Origin of the sequence: Pseudomonas sp. CIP-10, from assembly GCF_020911845.1 — a bacterium.
Taxonomy (GTDB): Bacteria; Pseudomonadota; Gammaproteobacteria; order Pseudomonadales; family Pseudomonadaceae; genus Aquipseudomonas; species Aquipseudomonas alloputida.
In genome coordinates this window covers 1,779,377-1,794,073 of the sequence record NZ_CP087160.1, presented here as the reverse complement: position 1 = coordinate 1,794,073, position 14,697 = coordinate 1,779,377, and the positions used below count along the sequence as shown (strand labels likewise).

The following is a 14,697-nucleotide window of genomic DNA, read 5'->3' as shown; positions in this document are numbered from 1 at the left end:
GCATGGGAGCCTGGTATGGGCCATTGGTTGGTGATCGACCTGGAAGCCACCACCGACGATGGTGGGTGGCCGGTCACAGAGATGGAAATCATTGAAATCGGCGCAAGCCTGGTGACCCGCGAAGGCCGCGAGGTCGACCATTTCCAGCGTTTTGTAAAGCCACGGCGGCGGCCGCAGCTGACCCCGTTCTGCCGTGAGCTGACCCACATCAGCCAGGCCGACGTGGACAACGCCGCGCCGTTTCGCGAGGTGTGGGCAAGCTTCGAGCGCTGGCTGGAGCACCACCGCGGGCAGCTTCAGGCCTGGGTCAGCTGGGGCGACTACGACCGCCAGCAATTGCACCAGGAGTGGCAGCAGCACGGCCTCGACAGCCTGCTGCGCACATTGCCGCATATCAACCTCAAGCAACGCTTTGCCAAGGCCCGCCACCTGCAGCGCCCCACCGGCCTGAACGGCGCCCTGCAACTGGCCGGCATGCACTTTTGCGGGCAACAGCACAGGGCCCTGGAAGATGCGCGCAACACGGCGCGGCTATTACCGTTGACCCTGCCCGCCCACAGCCCCTGAAAGCAGATGACGAGGCCTGTGGCCTTGGGCATACTGGCCAGCCCTTTTTCAGCACCTCTTTTCAGGAGTCGCCCATGTTCCAGGTCAACGAGTACTTCAACGGCACCGTCAAGTCGATCGCATTCTCGGGCGAAGAAGGCCCGGCCACTGTCGGCGTCATGGCTCCGGGCGAGTACGAATTCGGCACTGCCAAGCGTGAGATCATGCACGTGGTATCGGGCGCGCTGACCGTGAAACTGCCGGGTAGCGACAACTGGGAAACCTTCAACGCCGGTGACAAGTTCAACGTGCCGGCTGACAGCAAGTTCCAGCTGCAGGTGAAGGTGGATACCGCTTACCTGTGCGAATACCGCGACTAAGCGCCGGCCTGTTCCGGCCTCTTCGCGGGTAAACCCGCTCCTACAGGGTGCTGAGCCGACCTTCGATGGTGTGCGGTCCTTGTAGGTGCGGGTTTACCCGCGAAGAATCCAGCACTAATCCTTCAGGAAATCAGCAACACGTTCAGCCGCCGCCTGCAAATGCTGCTCATGGCTGAACCCCGAAGCCTTCAACGGCTTCAGGTCATGGTCCCCCGCCACTAGCCAGCTCACCTCGATCGCCGGCGACAACGCATACCCCGCCACCGCCTCGCGGTTACCCAGCGCATCCCGCTCGCCCTGCACGATCAACGTCGGTGTTTTCAACTCGGCCAGGTGCTCTACCCGTGGCTTCTCGGGTTTACCCACCGCGTAGAACGGATAGCCCAGGCACACCAGCGCATCCGCGCCCAATTCGTCGGCCAGCAGGCTCGCCATGCGCCCGCCCATGGACTTGCCACCCACGGCCAGCTTGCCCGCGACCAAAGGTCGCACCTGCCGGTACACCTCGCGCCAGCATTCAAGCAACACCTTCTGCGGGTTCGGCGGCCGCTTGCCACCGGTAACCCTGCGCTCGGCCATGTACGGGAACTCGAAGCGCACTACCGCTACCCCAAGCGCCGCAAGCCTTTGCGCCATTTCGTCCATGAACCCGCTGTCCATCGGCGCACCCGCGCCATGGGCCAAAATCAGGCACCCCTTGTAGTCATCCTGACCTGCAACCCGCGGAGGATCGCAGCGCAAGCCTGGGACATTTGCGACCTTCGCCCATTGATCCCCGTCAATACCGGCACTTTGCCCATTAATCATGCTTGCCTCGCTGTAAAGCCTGCCAAATAACCGTGGATGGGAACCCATACATGAACACAACCAGCAGTACCGCCTATAACTACAAGGTGGTCCGCCAATTCGCCATCATGACGGTGGTGTGGGGAATCGTCGGGATGGGGCTCGGCGTCTTCATCGCCGCCCAGCTCGCCTGGCCGTCCCTCAACTTCGACCTCCCCTGGACCAGCTTCGGCCGCCTGCGCCCCCTGCATACCAATGCGGTGATCTTCGCGTTCGGCGGCTGCGCACTGTTCGCCACCTCCTATTATTCGGTGCAACGCACCTGCCAGACCACCCTGTTCGCACCGGGCCTGGCCGCGTTTACGTTCTGGGGCTGGCAACTGGTTATCCTGCTGGCGGCCATCAGCCTGCCGCTGGGCTACACCAGCTCCAAGGAATACGCCGAACTGGAATGGCCGATCGACATTCTGATCACCATCGTCTGGGTGGGCTACGCCATCGTGTTCTTTGGCACGCTGATGAAGCGCAACACCAAACACATCTACGTCGGCAACTGGTTCTTCGGCGCCTTCATCCTGACCGTGGCGCTGCTGCACATCGTCAACAACCTGGAGCTGCCGGTCAGCCTGACCAAATCCTATTCGGTCTACGCAGGCGCCACCGATGCCATGGTGCAGTGGTGGTACGGCCATAACGCGGTGGGCTTCTTCCTGACCGCAGGCTTCCTGGGGATGATGTACTACTACGTGCCCAAGCAGGCCGAACGGCCGGTGTATTCGTATCGCTTGTCGATCGTGCACTTCTGGGCGCTGATCACCCTGTACATCTGGGCCGGCCCGCACCACCTGCACTACACCGCCCTGCCCGATTGGGCGCAGTCGCTGGGCATGGTGATGTCGCTGATCCTGCTGGCGCCAAGCTGGGGCGGCATGATCAACGGCATGATGACCCTGTCGGGCGCCTGGCACAAACTGCGCAGCGACCCGATCCTGCGCTTCCTGGTGGTGTCGCTGGCGTTCTACGGCATGTCCACCTTCGAAGGGCCAATGATGGCCATCAAGACGGTCAACGCCCTGTCTCACTACACCGACTGGACCATCGGCCACGTCCACGCCGGCGCCCTCGGCTGGGTAGCGATGATCTCGATCGGCGCGCTGTACCACACCATTCCCAAAGTGTTCGGCAAAGAACGCATGTACAGCCTCGGCCTGATCAATGCGCACTTCTGGCTGGCCACCATTGGTACCGTACTGTACATCGCCTCGATGTGGGTCAACGGCATCGCCCAGGGCCTGATGTGGCGCGCGGTCAACAGCGACGGCACGCTCACCTACTCGTTCGTGGAAACCTTGGTGGCCAGCCACCCAGGCTTCGTCGTGCGCTTCGTCGGCGGCGCGATCTTCCTCAGCGGCATGTTCCTGATGGCCTGGAACACCTGGCGCACCGTGCGTTCGCCAGCGCTTGACGTCGCCCCTGCGAACGCCCAGTTGGCTTGAGGAGAAACGCCTGATGAAACATGAAGTCATCGAGAAAAACGTCGGCCTGATGGCCCTGCTGATGGTATTTGCCGTCAGCATCGGCGGCCTGACCCAGATCGTCCCGCTGTTCTTCCAGGACGTCACCAACAAACCGGTCGAAGGCATGAAGCCCTATACCGCGCTGCAACTGGAAGGCCGCGATGTCTACATCCGCGAAGGTTGCGTGGGCTGCCACTCGCAGATGATCCGCCCGTTCCGTGCCGAAACCGAGCGGTACGGCCACTACTCAGTGGCCGGTGAAAGCGTGTGGGACCACCCGTTCCTGTGGGGCTCCAAGCGCACCGGGCCGGACCTGGCCCGGGTCGGTGGCCGCTACTCGGACGACTGGCACCGTGCGCACCTGTACAACCCGCGCAACGTGGTACCGGAGTCGAAGATGCCGTCCTACCCGTGGCTGGTTGCCCAGCAGGTCGACAACAGCCACACCGACGTCAAGATGCGCACCCTGCGCACCCTGGGCGTGCCGTACACCGACGACGACATTGCCGGCGCCCGTGAAGCGGTCAAAGGCAAGACCGAGATGGACGCACTGGTCGCCTACCTGCAGGTGCTCGGCACCGCGATCAAGAACAAGAGGTGAGTGCGATGGAACTGGACATCGGCATGATCCGCGGTGTGGGCACCCTGGTGGTGATGATTGCCTTTATCGGCCTCACCCTGTGGGTCTTCAACCGCCGCCGCGACCGTGATTTCGCCGAAGCGCGCCTGCTGCCCTTCGTCGACGACCGCCTGCCCCCTGCCGGGCAGGAGCCTGCTGCAAAAAGGAGTAACGGGCAATGACCACCTTCTGGAGTACGTACATCAGCGTACTGACCATCGGTAGCCTGATTGGCCTGACCTGGCTACTGCTCGCCACGCGCAAGGGCCAGAGCAACAACACCACCGACGAAACCATGGGCCACAGCTTCGACGGCATCGAGGAGTACGACAACCCGCTGCCCAAGTGGTGGTTCTGGCTGTTCGTGGGCACCTTGGCGTTCTCGGTCGGCTACCTGATCCTCTACCCGGGCCTGGGCAACTGGAAAGGCATCCTGCCGGGCTATGAAAATGGCTGGACTGGCGCCAACGAATGGCAGAAGGAAATGGACAAGGCCGATGCCAGGTTCGGTCCGATCTTCGCCAAATACGCCGCCATGCCCGTAGAAGAAGTGGCGAAGGACCCGCAGGCGCTGAAAATGGGCAGCCGCCTGTTCGCCTCCAACTGCTCGGTGTGCCACGGTTCCGACGCCAAGGGCGCCTTCGGCTTCCCCAACCTGACCGACAACGACTGGCGCTGGGGCGGCGAACCGGACACCATCAAGACCACCATCATGGGCGGTCGCCATGGCGTGATGCCGGCCTGGGCCGAAGTGATCGGTGACCAGGGCGTGGCCGACGTGGCTGCGTTCGTGGTCAGCAAACTCGATGGCCGCACACTGCCTGAGGGGGCGAAGGCCAATGTGGAGAACGGGCAGAAGATCTTCGCAGCCAACTGCGTGGCCTGCCACGGGCCGGAAGGTAAAGGTACGCCTGCCATGGGCGCACCGAACCTGACCCACCCGCAGGCGTTCATCTATGGCTCGAGCTTTGCCCAGCTGCAGCAGACCATTCGTTATGGTCGTCAGGGACAAATGCCGGCGCAGGCCGAGATCCAAGGGAATGACAAGGTGCACCTGCTGGCGGCTTACGTGTATAGCCTGTCGCAAGATACTGCTGCTGAATCTGTGACTGCCCAGTGAGTTCGCCGGGAGAAATTCGGCGTCTGTGAGATCGAGCGCCGCCCGCGCGGCGCATCGCGACGCAAGGCCGCTCCCACATTTGTTTCAGGCCAATTATTCCTGTGGGATGCGCACGCGAGCCCCCTGGCGCACGCCTCGATATCGCGTCTTACAAACAAGGCGGTCGCGCGCGCCTGGCACAGGAGGGATTGGCCCGAAACAAACGTAGGAGCGGGTTTACCCGCGAAGCGCCGCGCGGGCGGCGCTCGATTTCTGCCCCACCACAACACTCAAACCTTACACCCCCGCCCCACCACAACACCCAAACCTTACCCCCCGCCCCACCACAACACCCAAACCTTACCCCCCCGCCCCACCACACCCCCATTCCTAACCCGCCCCCATAACCCTCAAGCCTTACACTCCCCCGCCCACTACCAGCCTCAGTCCCCTTCCCTTGCACCCCCACCGAACAGAACTAAGCTTGTTGCCTCAGTGGGCTTCGCTCCGAAAGGACCGATGCAGACACGGCGCGTAGCCTGACGCCGCCCCGAAAAAGCTTGACCGATCGATCAGAAAAAGGTGAAAAACGGTACACATTACAAATATTTATTTGTGTACAATCGCCCAGACCCGATCCCTGCGGGACATCAGTGATCGGACCTGGACACGGGTCGGCGTACCAAAGTTGCGTTGCGGTAACCTTGCTGGTTATCAATACTGGCGCCGATTTTTCGACCAACAAGAACATCAAAACCGTGGAACCTTAGAATGAGCACAGCAATCAGTCCGACTGCTTATAACTATAAGGTCGTCCGCCAGTTCGCCATCATGACGGTGGTCTGGGGGATCCTTGGCATGGGCCTCGGCGTCTTCATCGCCTCGCAGCTGGTGTGGCCGCAGCTGAACCTGGACCTTCCCTGGACCAGCTTCGGCCGCCTGCGCCCGCTGCACACCAACCTGGTGATCTTCGCCTTCGGGGGCTGTGCGCTGTTCGGCACCAGCTACTACGTGGTGCAGCGCACCTGCCAGACCCGGCTGATCTCCGACAGCATGGCCGCCTTCACCTTCTGGGGTTGGCAAGCCGTGATCGTCGGCGCGCTGATCACCCTGCCGATGGGCTACACCACCACCAAGGAATACGCCGAGCTCGAGTGGCCGCTGGCGATCCTGCTGGCGATCGTCTGGGTTACCTACGGCCTGGTGTTCTTCGGCACCATCGTCAAGCGCAAGACCAAGCACATCTATGTCGGCAACTGGTTCTACGGTGCATTCATCGTGGTCACCGCGATGCTGCACATCGTCAACCACATCTCGCTGCCGGTGAGCCTGTTCAAGTCGTACTCGGCCTACTCCGGCGCCACCGACGCGATGATCCAGTGGTGGTACGGCCACAACGCCGTGGGCTTCTTCCTCACCACCGGTTTCCTGGGGATGATGTACTACTTCGTGCCCAAGCAGGCCGAGCGGCCGATCTACTCGTATCGCTTGTCGATCGTGCATTTCTGGGCGCTGATCACCCTGTACATCTGGGCTGGCCCGCACCACCTGCACTACACCGCCCTGCCTGACTGGGCGCAGTCGTTGGGCATGGTGATGTCGATCATCCTGCTGGCGCCAAGCTGGGGCGGCATGATCAACGGCATGATGACCCTGTCGGGCGCCTGGCACAAACTGCGCACCGACCCGATCCTGCGCTTCCTGGTGGTGTCGCTGGCGTTCTACGGCATGTCCACCTTCGAAGGCCCGATGATGGCCATCAAGACCGTGAACTCACTGTCGCACTACACCGACTGGACCATCGGCCACGTCCACGCCGGCGCCCTCGGCTGGGTGGCAATGATTTCGATCGGCGCCGTGTACCACATGATCCCGAAACTCTACGGCCGCGAGCAGATGCACAGCATCGGCCTGATCAACGCGCACTTCTGGCTGGCCACCATCGGCACCGTACTGTACATCGCCTCGATGTGGGTCAACGGCATCACCCAGGGCCTGATGTGGCGCGCCATCAACGATGACGGCACCCTCACCTACTCCTTCGTCGAAGCCCTGCAGGCCAGCCACCCCGGCTACATCGTCCGCGCCCTGGGCGGTGCGTTCTTCGCCAGCGGCATGCTGCTGATGGCCTACAACGTGTTCCGTACCGTACGTGCCGCCAACCCGGCACAGGCTGAAGAGGCCGCCAAGATCGTCGTTGTGGGAGCGCACTGATGAAGCATGAAGCCGTCGAGAAGAACATAGGCCTGCTGGCCTTCTTCATGGTCATCGCCGTGAGCGTCGGTGGCCTGACCCAGATCGTCCCGCTGTTTTTCCAGGACGTCACCAACAAGCCGGTCGAGGGCATGAAGCCGCGCACCGCGCTGGAGCTGGAAGGCCGCGATATCTACATCCGCGAAGGCTGCGTAGGCTGTCACTCGCAGATGATCCGCCCGTTCCGTGCCGAAACCGAGCGGTACGGCCATTACTCGGTAGCCGGTGAAAGCGTGTGGGATCACCCGTTCCTGTGGGGCTCCAAGCGTACCGGGCCGGACTTGGCCCGCGTCGGCGGCCGCTACTCCGATGACTGGCACCGTGCGCACCTGTACAACCCGCGCAACGTGGTACCGGAATCGAAGATGCCGTCCTACCCGTGGCTGGTCGAGAACAAGCTCGACGGCAAAGACACCGCGAAGAAGATGGAAGTGCTGCGCACACTCGGCACCCCGTACACCGACGCCGACATTGCTGGCGCACGTGACGCGGTCAAGGGCAAGACCGAAATGGACGCCATCGTCGCGTACCTGCAGGGTCTTGGCACCATCATCAAGAGCAAACGGTGACGCTGATGGATATCGGGATGATTCGCGGCCTGGGCACCGTCGTGGTGATGGTGGCCTTCGTGGGCCTGGCGCTGTGGGTGTTCAACCCACGGCGTAAAAAGGACTTCGACGAAGCGACCCAACTGCCCTTCGCGGATGACCCCGAGGCCACTCGGCACGTCGAGCAAGCAAAAGCTTCTGGGAGCAAACAACAATGACAACCTTCTGGAGTCTGTACGTTACCGTCCTGACCCTGGGCACCATCTTCTCGTTGACCTGGCTGCTGCTGTCGACCCGCAAGGGCCAGCGCGAAGAGGTTACCGACGAAACCGTCGGGCATGCCTTCGATGGCATCGAGGAATACGACAACCCGCTGCCGAAATGGTGGTTCTGGCTGTTCGTCGGCACCATCATCTTCGCCCTCGGCTACCTGGTGCTGTACCCGGGCCTGGGCAACTGGAAAGGCGTCCTGCCGGGCTATTCGTACCTGGATAACGACAAGCAGACCGAGTTTTCCAACGGCCAGCCGGGCTGGACCGGCGTGCACGAATGGGAAAAGGAAATGGCCAAGGCCGACGCCCGTTTCGGGCCGATCTTCGCCAAGTTCGCGGCGATGCCGATCGAAGACGTAGCCAAGGACCCACAGGCATTGAAAATGGGTGCGCGGCTGTTCGCCTCCAACTGTTCGGTGTGCCACGGCTCCGACGCCAAGGGCGCCTTCGGCTTCCCCAACCTGACCGACAACGACTGGCGCTGGGGCGGCGAACCGGACACCATCAAGACCACCATCATGGGCGGTCGCCATGGCGTGATGCCGGCCTGGGCCGAAGTGATAGGTGACCAGGGCGTGGCCGACGTGGCTGCATTCGTGGTCAGCAAACTCGATGGCCGCACACTGCCTGAGGGTGCGAAGGCCGATGTGGAGAACGGGCAGAAGATCTTCGCAGCCAACTGCGTGGCCTGCCACGGGCCGGAAGGCAAAGGCACGCCCGCCATGGGCGCACCGAACCTGACCCACCCGCAGGCGTTCATCTACGGCTCGAGCTTTGCCCAATTGCAGCAGACTATCCGTTATGGCCGCCAGGGGCAGATGCCGGCCCAGGAACAGCTGCAGGGCAACGACAAGGTGCACTTGCTGGCGGCTTATGTGTACAGCCTGTCGCACCAGGCTGAGCCGGCCAAGGCTGAGTAAGGCAGGCCTGGCCTGTTCGCGGGTAAACCCGCTCCTACACAGGATCCTTGTAGGAGCGGGTTTACCCGCGAAGAGGCCGGTACTGGCACAGCATTTCTCGCAGGCTGATGACCTGGATCAATTGACACCCGCCATAACACGTTTCATACCACGAACCCAACGCGACTAAAGGTCGCAGTGCGATCCCGTACCGCCCTCAGCGGCGTATCATGGACCGCAGAGCGCTAGCAGATTGCGCGAGACTGCGGCCCGCACGCACAGGCCGCGGCGTTTCTCCACTGCCGTGGGACTTGATGATGAGCAAGCAAATTCCGGTACATGATGTCACCCCGCCTGCCAGCAAAGGGAAGGATTCCGTCGACCTCTACGCTTCCCGGGAAAAGATCTACACCCGCGCCTTCACCGGCCTGTTCCGTCGCCTACGCATGGTTGGGGGTGCCGCACTGTTCCTGCTGTACTTCGGCACCGTGTGGCTGAACTGGGGAGGGCACCAGGCCGTGTGGTGGAACCTGCCCGAACGCAAGTTCTACATCTTCGGCGCCACCATCTGGCCGCAAGACTTCATCCTGCTCTCGGGCATTCTCATCGTCGCCGCCTTCGGCCTGTTCTTCATCACTGTGTTCGCCGGCCGGGTGTGGTGTGGCTACACCTGCCCGCAAAGCGTGTGGACCTGGATTTTCATGTGGTGCGAAAAGGTCACCGAGGGTGACCGCAACCAGCGCATGAAGCTCGACAAAGCCCCCATGAGCGGCAACAAGTTCCTGCGCAAATTCACCAAGCACAGCCTGTGGCTGCTGATCGGCTTTGTCACCGGCATGACCTTTGTCGGCTACTTTTCGCCGATCCGTGAGCTGGTGGTCGAATTCTTCACGGGCCAGGCCGATGGCTGGGCCTACTTCTGGGTCGGTTTCTTCACCCTCGCCACCTACGGCAACGCCGGCTGGCTGCGCGAACAGGTGTGTGTGTACATGTGCCCGTATGCACGTTTCCAGAGTGTGATGTTCGACAAGGACACACTGATCGTGTCCTACGACCCGCGCCGTGGCGAAACCCGCGGCCCGCGCAAGAAAGATACCGACTACAAAGCCCAGGGCCTGGGTGACTGCATCGACTGCACCATGTGCGTGCAGGTCTGCCCGACCGGCATCGACATCCGTGACGGCCTGCAAATCGAGTGCATCGGCTGCGCAGCCTGCATCGACGCCTGCGACAGCATCATGGACAAGATGAACTACCCCAAAGGGCTGATCAGCTACACCACCGAGCACAACCTGTCCGGGCAGAAGACCCACCTGCTGCGCCCGCGTCTGATCGGCTATGCCGTGGTACTGCTGGTGATGATGATCGGGCTGGCGACGGCCTTCGCCACCCGTTCGCTGGTCGGTTTCGACGTCAGCAAAGACCGCGTGCTGTACCGCGAAAACGCCCAGGGCCGGATCGAGAACGTGTACAGCCTGAAGGTAATGAACAAGGATCAGCGCGATCACGTCTACGTGCTGGACGCCGCCGGCCTGCCAGACCTCAAGCTCGAAGGCCAGCGCGAGATCCGCGTGGCCGCCGGTGACATCGTCAGCCTTCCCGTGCAGCTGTCGGTTGCCCCCGAGAAGCTGCCATCGACCACCAACGAAATCACCTTCATCCTCAAGAGCGCCGACGACAGCGACGCCCAGGTTGAAGCCAAGAGCCGTTTCATCGGCCCACAGATCCGCTAAGAGAGATAACGCACAATGCCTGCCGCCACCGCCGCCAGCCCCTGGTACAAGCACCTCTGGCCCTGGATCATCATCGGCATTCTCACCACCTCGGTGTGCCTGAGCCTGACCATGGTCAGCATCGCCGTGCACAACCCGGACAACCTGGTGAATGACAACTACTACGAGGCCGGCAAGGGCATCAACCGCTCGCTGGACCGCGAGCTGCTGGCGCAGCAGCTGGGCCTGAAAGCCAGCGTGCATCTGGACGAACTGACCGGCGAAGTGGACCTGCGCCTGACCGGTAGCAGTGGCCCGCAAAACCTGGAGCTGAACCTGATTTCGCCGACCCAGCCAGAGAAGGACCGCAAGGTGCTGCTGAGCCGTGTCGAAGCAGGGCGCTATGTGGGACAACTGGAGGACAAGGTCGACGGGCGGCGCTTTGTGGAACTGCTGGGCAGCGAAGGGGGCCAGGTGTGGCGCCTGTTCGAAGAGGAAAAAGTGGCGCATGGTGTGACCTTGCAGTTGGGTGACGAAGCCCTTCAAGGCGCCGAACACCAGTAATGATTCCTGGTATGAATGGGGGCGCTTTGCGCCCCTTTCGCGACGCAAGGCCGCTCCCACAGGAGAACGCATGCTTCTGTGGGAGCGGCCTTGCGTCGCGAAAGGGCGGCGAAGCAGCCCCGGCGATCTCACGACATAAGACTGTTCCAAAATGACCCAGCCCACCCCCTGCTACCACTGCGCCCTGCCCGTCCCGGCCGGCAGCCGCTTCACCGCCGTGGTCCTCGGCCAGCCGCGGCAGTTCTGCTGCCCCGGTTGCCAGGCGGTGGCTGAGTCGATCGTCGCGGGTGGCCTGGAACATTACTACCAGCACCGCAGCGACAACAGCGCCAACCCCGAAGCCCTGCCCAAGCAACTGCAGGACGAACTGGCCCTATACGACCGCAGCGACGTGCAGCAAACCTTCGTCCGCCACCAGGGCGAGCTGGCCGAAACCACCTTGCTTGTCGAGGGCATCAGCTGCGCCGCCTGCGGCTGGCTGATCGAAAAGCACTTGCGCAACCTGCCCGGTGTCGCCGAAGCCCGGTTGAACCTGTCCAACCACCGCCTGGCGCTGAACTGGGACGACAAGCAGCTGCCGCTGTCACGCTTGCTCGCCGAACTTCGCCAGATCGGCTACGCCGCCCACCCCTACCAGCCTGACCAGGCCGCCGAGCAATTGGCCCGGGAAAACCGCAGCGCCCTACGCCGCCTGGGCGTGGCCGGGCTGCTGTGGTTCCAGGCGATGATGGCGACCATGGCCACTTGGCCGGAATTCAACATCGACCTGACACCCGAGTTGCACACGATCCTGCGCTGGGTGGCGCTGTTCCTGACCATTCCCATCGTGTTCTACAGCTGCGCGCCCTTCTTCAAGGGCGCGGCGCGCGACTTGCGAACGCGCCACCTGACCATGGACGTTTCGGTGTCGCTGGCCATTGGCCTGGCGTTCGGCGCCGGCATCTGGACAGCCATCACTGGCAGCGGCGAGCTTTATTTCGACACGGTGGGCATGTTCGCCCTGTTCCTGCTGACCGGCCGCTACCTGGAGCGCCGCGCCCGCGAGCGCACAGCGGCGGCCACTGCGCAGCTGGTCAACCTGCTGCCCGCCTCATGCCTGCGCCTGGACGCCATCGGGCGCAGCGAACGCATCCTGCTCAGCGAGTTACAGTGCGGCGACACCGTGCAGGTGCTGCCCGGCGCGGTCATTCCTGCCGACGGGCGCATCGTCGAGGGCCGCTCCAGCGTCGACGAATCGCTGCTGACCGGCGAGTATCTGCCGCAACCACGCCGGGTGGGTGAGCGGGTCACTGGCGGTACGCTGAACGTCGAAAGCGCGCTGAATGTGGAAGTGGAAGCCCTCGGCCATGACTCACGCTTGTCGGCCATCGTCCGCCTGCTGGAACGCGCCCAGACTGAAAAACCGCGCCTGGCGGAAATCGCCGATCGCGCCTCGCAGTGGTTCCTGCTGTTCTCGCTACTGGCCTCGGTAGCCATCGGCCTGTGGTGGTGGCACCTGGATCCGGCACGGGCGTTCTGGATCGTGCTGGCCATGCTCGTGGCCACCTGCCCTTGTGCCCTGTCTTTGGCTACGCCAACCGCACTGACCGCCGCCACCGGAACCCTGCACAAGCTTGGCCTGCTGGTCACCCGCGGCCACGTGCTGGAAGGCCTGAACCACATCGACACGGTGATTTTCGACAAGACCGGCACACTGACCGAAGGCCGCCTGACCTTGCGCAGCATCCGCCCGCTCGGCAGCCAGGCCGCCGACCGCTGCCTGGCCCTGGCCGCGGCGCTGGAAAACCGCTCCGAACACCCCATCGCTCGCGCCTTTGGTCGTACCGCCACGCCTGCCGATGACGTACAGAGCGTACCCGGCCTGGGCCTGGAGGGGCTGGTCGACGGCCAGCGCCTGCGCATTGGTCAGGCTACCTTCGTCTGCGCCTTGAGTGGTGCGGAAATCCCCGCTGTGCCCGAGCCTCGCGGCCAGTGGCTGCTGCTGGGCGACCGCCAGGGCCCCATGGCCTGGTTCGGCCTGGATGACCGCCTGCGCGACGATGCCCCGGCCCTGCTCGCTGCCTGCAAGGCGCGGGGCTGGCACACCCTGCTGCTGTCGGGCGACAGCTCGCCGATGGTTGCCGAAGTGGCCGCGCAGCTGGGTATCGAGCAGGCCATAGGCGGCCTGCGCCCGGATGACAAACTGGACCGCCTGAAAGCCCTGCAGGCTGACGGGCGCAAGGTGCTGATGCTCGGCGACGGGGTCAACGATGTACCGGTACTGGCCGCCGCCGATATCAGCATCGCCATGGGCAGCGCCACCGACCTGGCCAAGACCAGTGCCGACGCCGTCTTGCTGTCCAACCGCCTGCAAGCGCTGGTGCAGGCGTTCGAGCTGGCCCGCCGCACCCGCCGCAACATCCTCGAGAACCTGCTGTGGGCGACCCTGTATAATGGCCTGATGTTGCCGTTCGCCGCGCTCGGCTGGATCACGCCGGTGTGGGCCGCCATCGGCATGTCGGTCAGCTCGCTGATCGTGGTGCTCAATGCCCTGCGCCTGACCCGGATGCCCGTGGCCTCGGGCCCGCTGCCCCACGAAGCCCCTTTACCCGGGAGGAAGTCGCCATGCCCGCCCTCTATGTCATGATCCCGGCAGCGCTGCTGCTGGTCGGCGTGGCCGTGTACATCTTCTTCTGGGCGGTAGACAGCGGTCAGTACGATGACCTTGAAGGCCCCGCCCACAGCATCCTGTTCGACGATCAGGACCCGCGCCACCAGGCGGCAGTGAAGCCTGACGATGCCGCAGCCGACACCGACAAGGAACCACCACCCCGTGCCTGACCTGCTTCCGCTGCTGGGCTCGGCACTGGTCCTTGGCCTGCTAGGGGGCGGTCACTGCCTGGGCATGTGCGGTGGCCTGATGGGCGCACTGACCTTGGCCATCCCCCCCGAACAACGCGGCAAGCGTCTGCGCCTGTTGCTGGCGTACAACCTGGGGCGCATTTTCAGCTATGCCTGCGCCGGCCTGTTGCTGGGCCTGGCCGGCTGGGCCGTGGCCAGCAGCCCGGCAGCGCTGGCGCTGCGGGTGGCTGCAGCGCTGCTGCTGATTGCCATGGGCCTGTACCTGGCCGGCTGGTGGAGCGGGCTGACCCGTATCGAGGCGCTGGGCCGCGGGTTGTGGCGGCATATCCAGCCGATGGCGTCGCGCTTGCTGCCGGTGTCCAGCCTGCCCCGGGCGCTGCTGCTGGGCGCCTTGTGGGGCTGGCTGCCGTGCGGTTTGGTGTACAGCACCCTGCTGTGGGCCGCCAGCCAGGGCAACGCCGGGTACAGCGCGGTATTGATGCTCGCGTTCGGGGTGGGCACCTGGCCGGTGTTGCTGGCAACCGGGCTGGCTGCCGAACGGGTAAACGCCCTGTTGCGGCGACGCAGCGTGCGCGTGGCGGGCGGTGTGCTGGTGATGCTATTCGGTGTCTGGACCCTGCCGGGCCCACACCAGCACTGGCTGATGGGGCATTGACGGGGG

General features: G+C 63.6%; 16 protein-coding genes. 15 read left to right on the top strand and 1 reads right to left on the bottom strand.

The window, feature by feature from the left end; genetic code table 11:
- Nucleotides 1-15 precede the first annotated feature (15 nt).
- Nucleotides 16-567: an exonuclease domain-containing protein gene (locus LMH93_RS08180; RefSeq protein WP_230064985.1), complete on the top strand. Its 552-nt coding sequence runs from the start codon at nucleotides 16-18 to the stop codon at nucleotides 565-567.
- 74 nt (nucleotides 568-641) lie between these two features.
- The gene (gene ppnP, locus LMH93_RS08175) at nucleotides 642-926 is read left to right on the top strand and encodes a pyrimidine/purine nucleoside phosphorylase (protein WP_003254278.1); all 285 of its coding nucleotides are present in this window, start codon (nucleotides 642-644) and stop codon (nucleotides 924-926) included.
- Between the two features lie 114 nt (nucleotides 927-1,040).
- On the opposite strand, the gene LMH93_RS08170 is transcribed toward ppnP, so the two are convergent.
- Nucleotides 1,041-1,733, bottom strand: a complete 693-nt coding sequence (locus LMH93_RS08170) for an alpha/beta family hydrolase (protein WP_010955001.1) — start codon at nucleotides 1,731-1,733, stop codon at nucleotides 1,041-1,043.
- A gap of 50 nt (nucleotides 1,734-1,783) precedes the next feature.
- Here LMH93_RS08170 and ccoN (LMH93_RS08165) point away from each other — a divergent pair, with 50 nt between their 5' ends.
- The 13 genes from ccoN (LMH93_RS08165) to LMH93_RS08105 all read left to right on the top strand — a co-directional run bounded on the left by ccoN (LMH93_RS08165) (nucleotide 1,784) and on the right by LMH93_RS08105 (nucleotide 14,691).
- Nucleotides 1,784-3,208 carry a cytochrome-c oxidase, cbb3-type subunit I gene (gene ccoN / locus LMH93_RS08165; RefSeq protein ID WP_003254280.1) on the top strand — a complete coding sequence of 475 codons (1,425 nt, stop codon included), beginning with the start codon at nucleotides 1,784-1,786 and terminating at the stop codon, nucleotides 3,206-3,208.
- A 13-nt stretch (nucleotides 3,209-3,221) separates the two neighbouring features.
- Nucleotides 3,222-3,830: a cytochrome-c oxidase, cbb3-type subunit II gene (ccoO, locus tag LMH93_RS08160; RefSeq protein WP_003254281.1), complete on the top strand. Its 609-nt coding sequence runs from the start codon at nucleotides 3,222-3,224 to the stop codon at nucleotides 3,828-3,830.
- A 5-nt stretch (nucleotides 3,831-3,835) separates the two neighbouring features.
- Nucleotides 3,836-4,030: a cbb3-type cytochrome oxidase subunit 3 gene (locus LMH93_RS08155; protein ID WP_054889247.1), complete on the top strand. Its 195-nt coding sequence runs from the start codon at nucleotides 3,836-3,838 to the stop codon at nucleotides 4,028-4,030.
- On the top strand, nucleotides 4,027-4,968 hold the full coding sequence (gene ccoP / locus LMH93_RS08150; protein ID WP_230064984.1) for a cytochrome-c oxidase, cbb3-type subunit III: 942 nt from the start codon (nucleotides 4,027-4,029) through the stop codon (nucleotides 4,966-4,968). Before LMH93_RS08155 ends, ccoP (LMH93_RS08150) begins: the two co-directional genes overlap by 4 nt.
- A gap of 750 nt (nucleotides 4,969-5,718) precedes the next feature.
- Entirely contained in the window at nucleotides 5,719-7,161 is a 1,443-nt protein-coding gene (gene ccoN / locus LMH93_RS08145; protein WP_003254284.1) for a cytochrome-c oxidase, cbb3-type subunit I, read from the top strand.
- Nucleotides 7,161-7,769, top strand: coding sequence for a cytochrome-c oxidase, cbb3-type subunit II (gene ccoO / locus LMH93_RS08140; protein WP_003254286.1), 609 nt, complete (start codon nucleotides 7,161-7,163; stop codon nucleotides 7,767-7,769). Before ccoN (LMH93_RS08145) ends, ccoO (LMH93_RS08140) begins: the two co-directional genes overlap by 1 nt.
- A 5-nt stretch (nucleotides 7,770-7,774) precedes the next feature.
- Nucleotides 7,775-7,966, top strand: coding sequence for a CcoQ/FixQ family Cbb3-type cytochrome c oxidase assembly chaperone (locus tag LMH93_RS08135; protein ID WP_003254287.1), 192 nt, complete (start codon nucleotides 7,775-7,777; stop codon nucleotides 7,964-7,966).
- Nucleotides 7,963-8,940, top strand: coding sequence for a cytochrome-c oxidase, cbb3-type subunit III (gene ccoP, locus LMH93_RS08130; protein ID WP_003254289.1), 978 nt, complete (start codon nucleotides 7,963-7,965; stop codon nucleotides 8,938-8,940). Before LMH93_RS08135 ends, ccoP (LMH93_RS08130) begins: the two co-directional genes overlap by 4 nt.
- Nucleotides 8,941-9,236: 296 nt before the next feature.
- Entirely contained in the window at nucleotides 9,237-10,652 is a 1,416-nt protein-coding gene (gene ccoG, locus LMH93_RS08125; RefSeq protein ID WP_004577070.1) for a cytochrome c oxidase accessory protein CcoG, read from the top strand.
- A 15-nt stretch (nucleotides 10,653-10,667) separates the two neighbouring features.
- A complete protein-coding gene (locus LMH93_RS08120; protein WP_003254292.1) occupies nucleotides 10,668-11,195 on the top strand; it encodes a FixH family protein in 528 nt (175 codons plus the stop codon).
- Nucleotides 11,196-11,346: 151 nt separating this feature from the next.
- Nucleotides 11,347-13,821: a heavy metal translocating P-type ATPase gene (locus LMH93_RS08115; RefSeq protein ID WP_087535591.1), complete on the top strand. Its 2,475-nt coding sequence runs from the start codon at nucleotides 11,347-11,349 to the stop codon at nucleotides 13,819-13,821.
- Nucleotides 13,800-14,015 (top strand): cbb3-type cytochrome oxidase assembly protein CcoS, encoded by a 216-nt coding sequence (gene ccoS, locus LMH93_RS08110; RefSeq protein ID WP_010955011.1) that lies wholly within the window; start codon nucleotides 13,800-13,802, stop codon nucleotides 14,013-14,015. The genes LMH93_RS08115 and ccoS overlap by 22 nt, the downstream gene beginning before the upstream one ends.
- Nucleotides 14,008-14,691, top strand: a complete 684-nt coding sequence (locus tag LMH93_RS08105; RefSeq protein ID WP_230064983.1) for a sulfite exporter TauE/SafE family protein — start codon at nucleotides 14,008-14,010, stop codon at nucleotides 14,689-14,691. Before ccoS ends, LMH93_RS08105 begins: the two co-directional genes overlap by 8 nt.
- The last annotated feature ends 6 nt before the right edge of the window (nucleotides 14,692-14,697 follow it).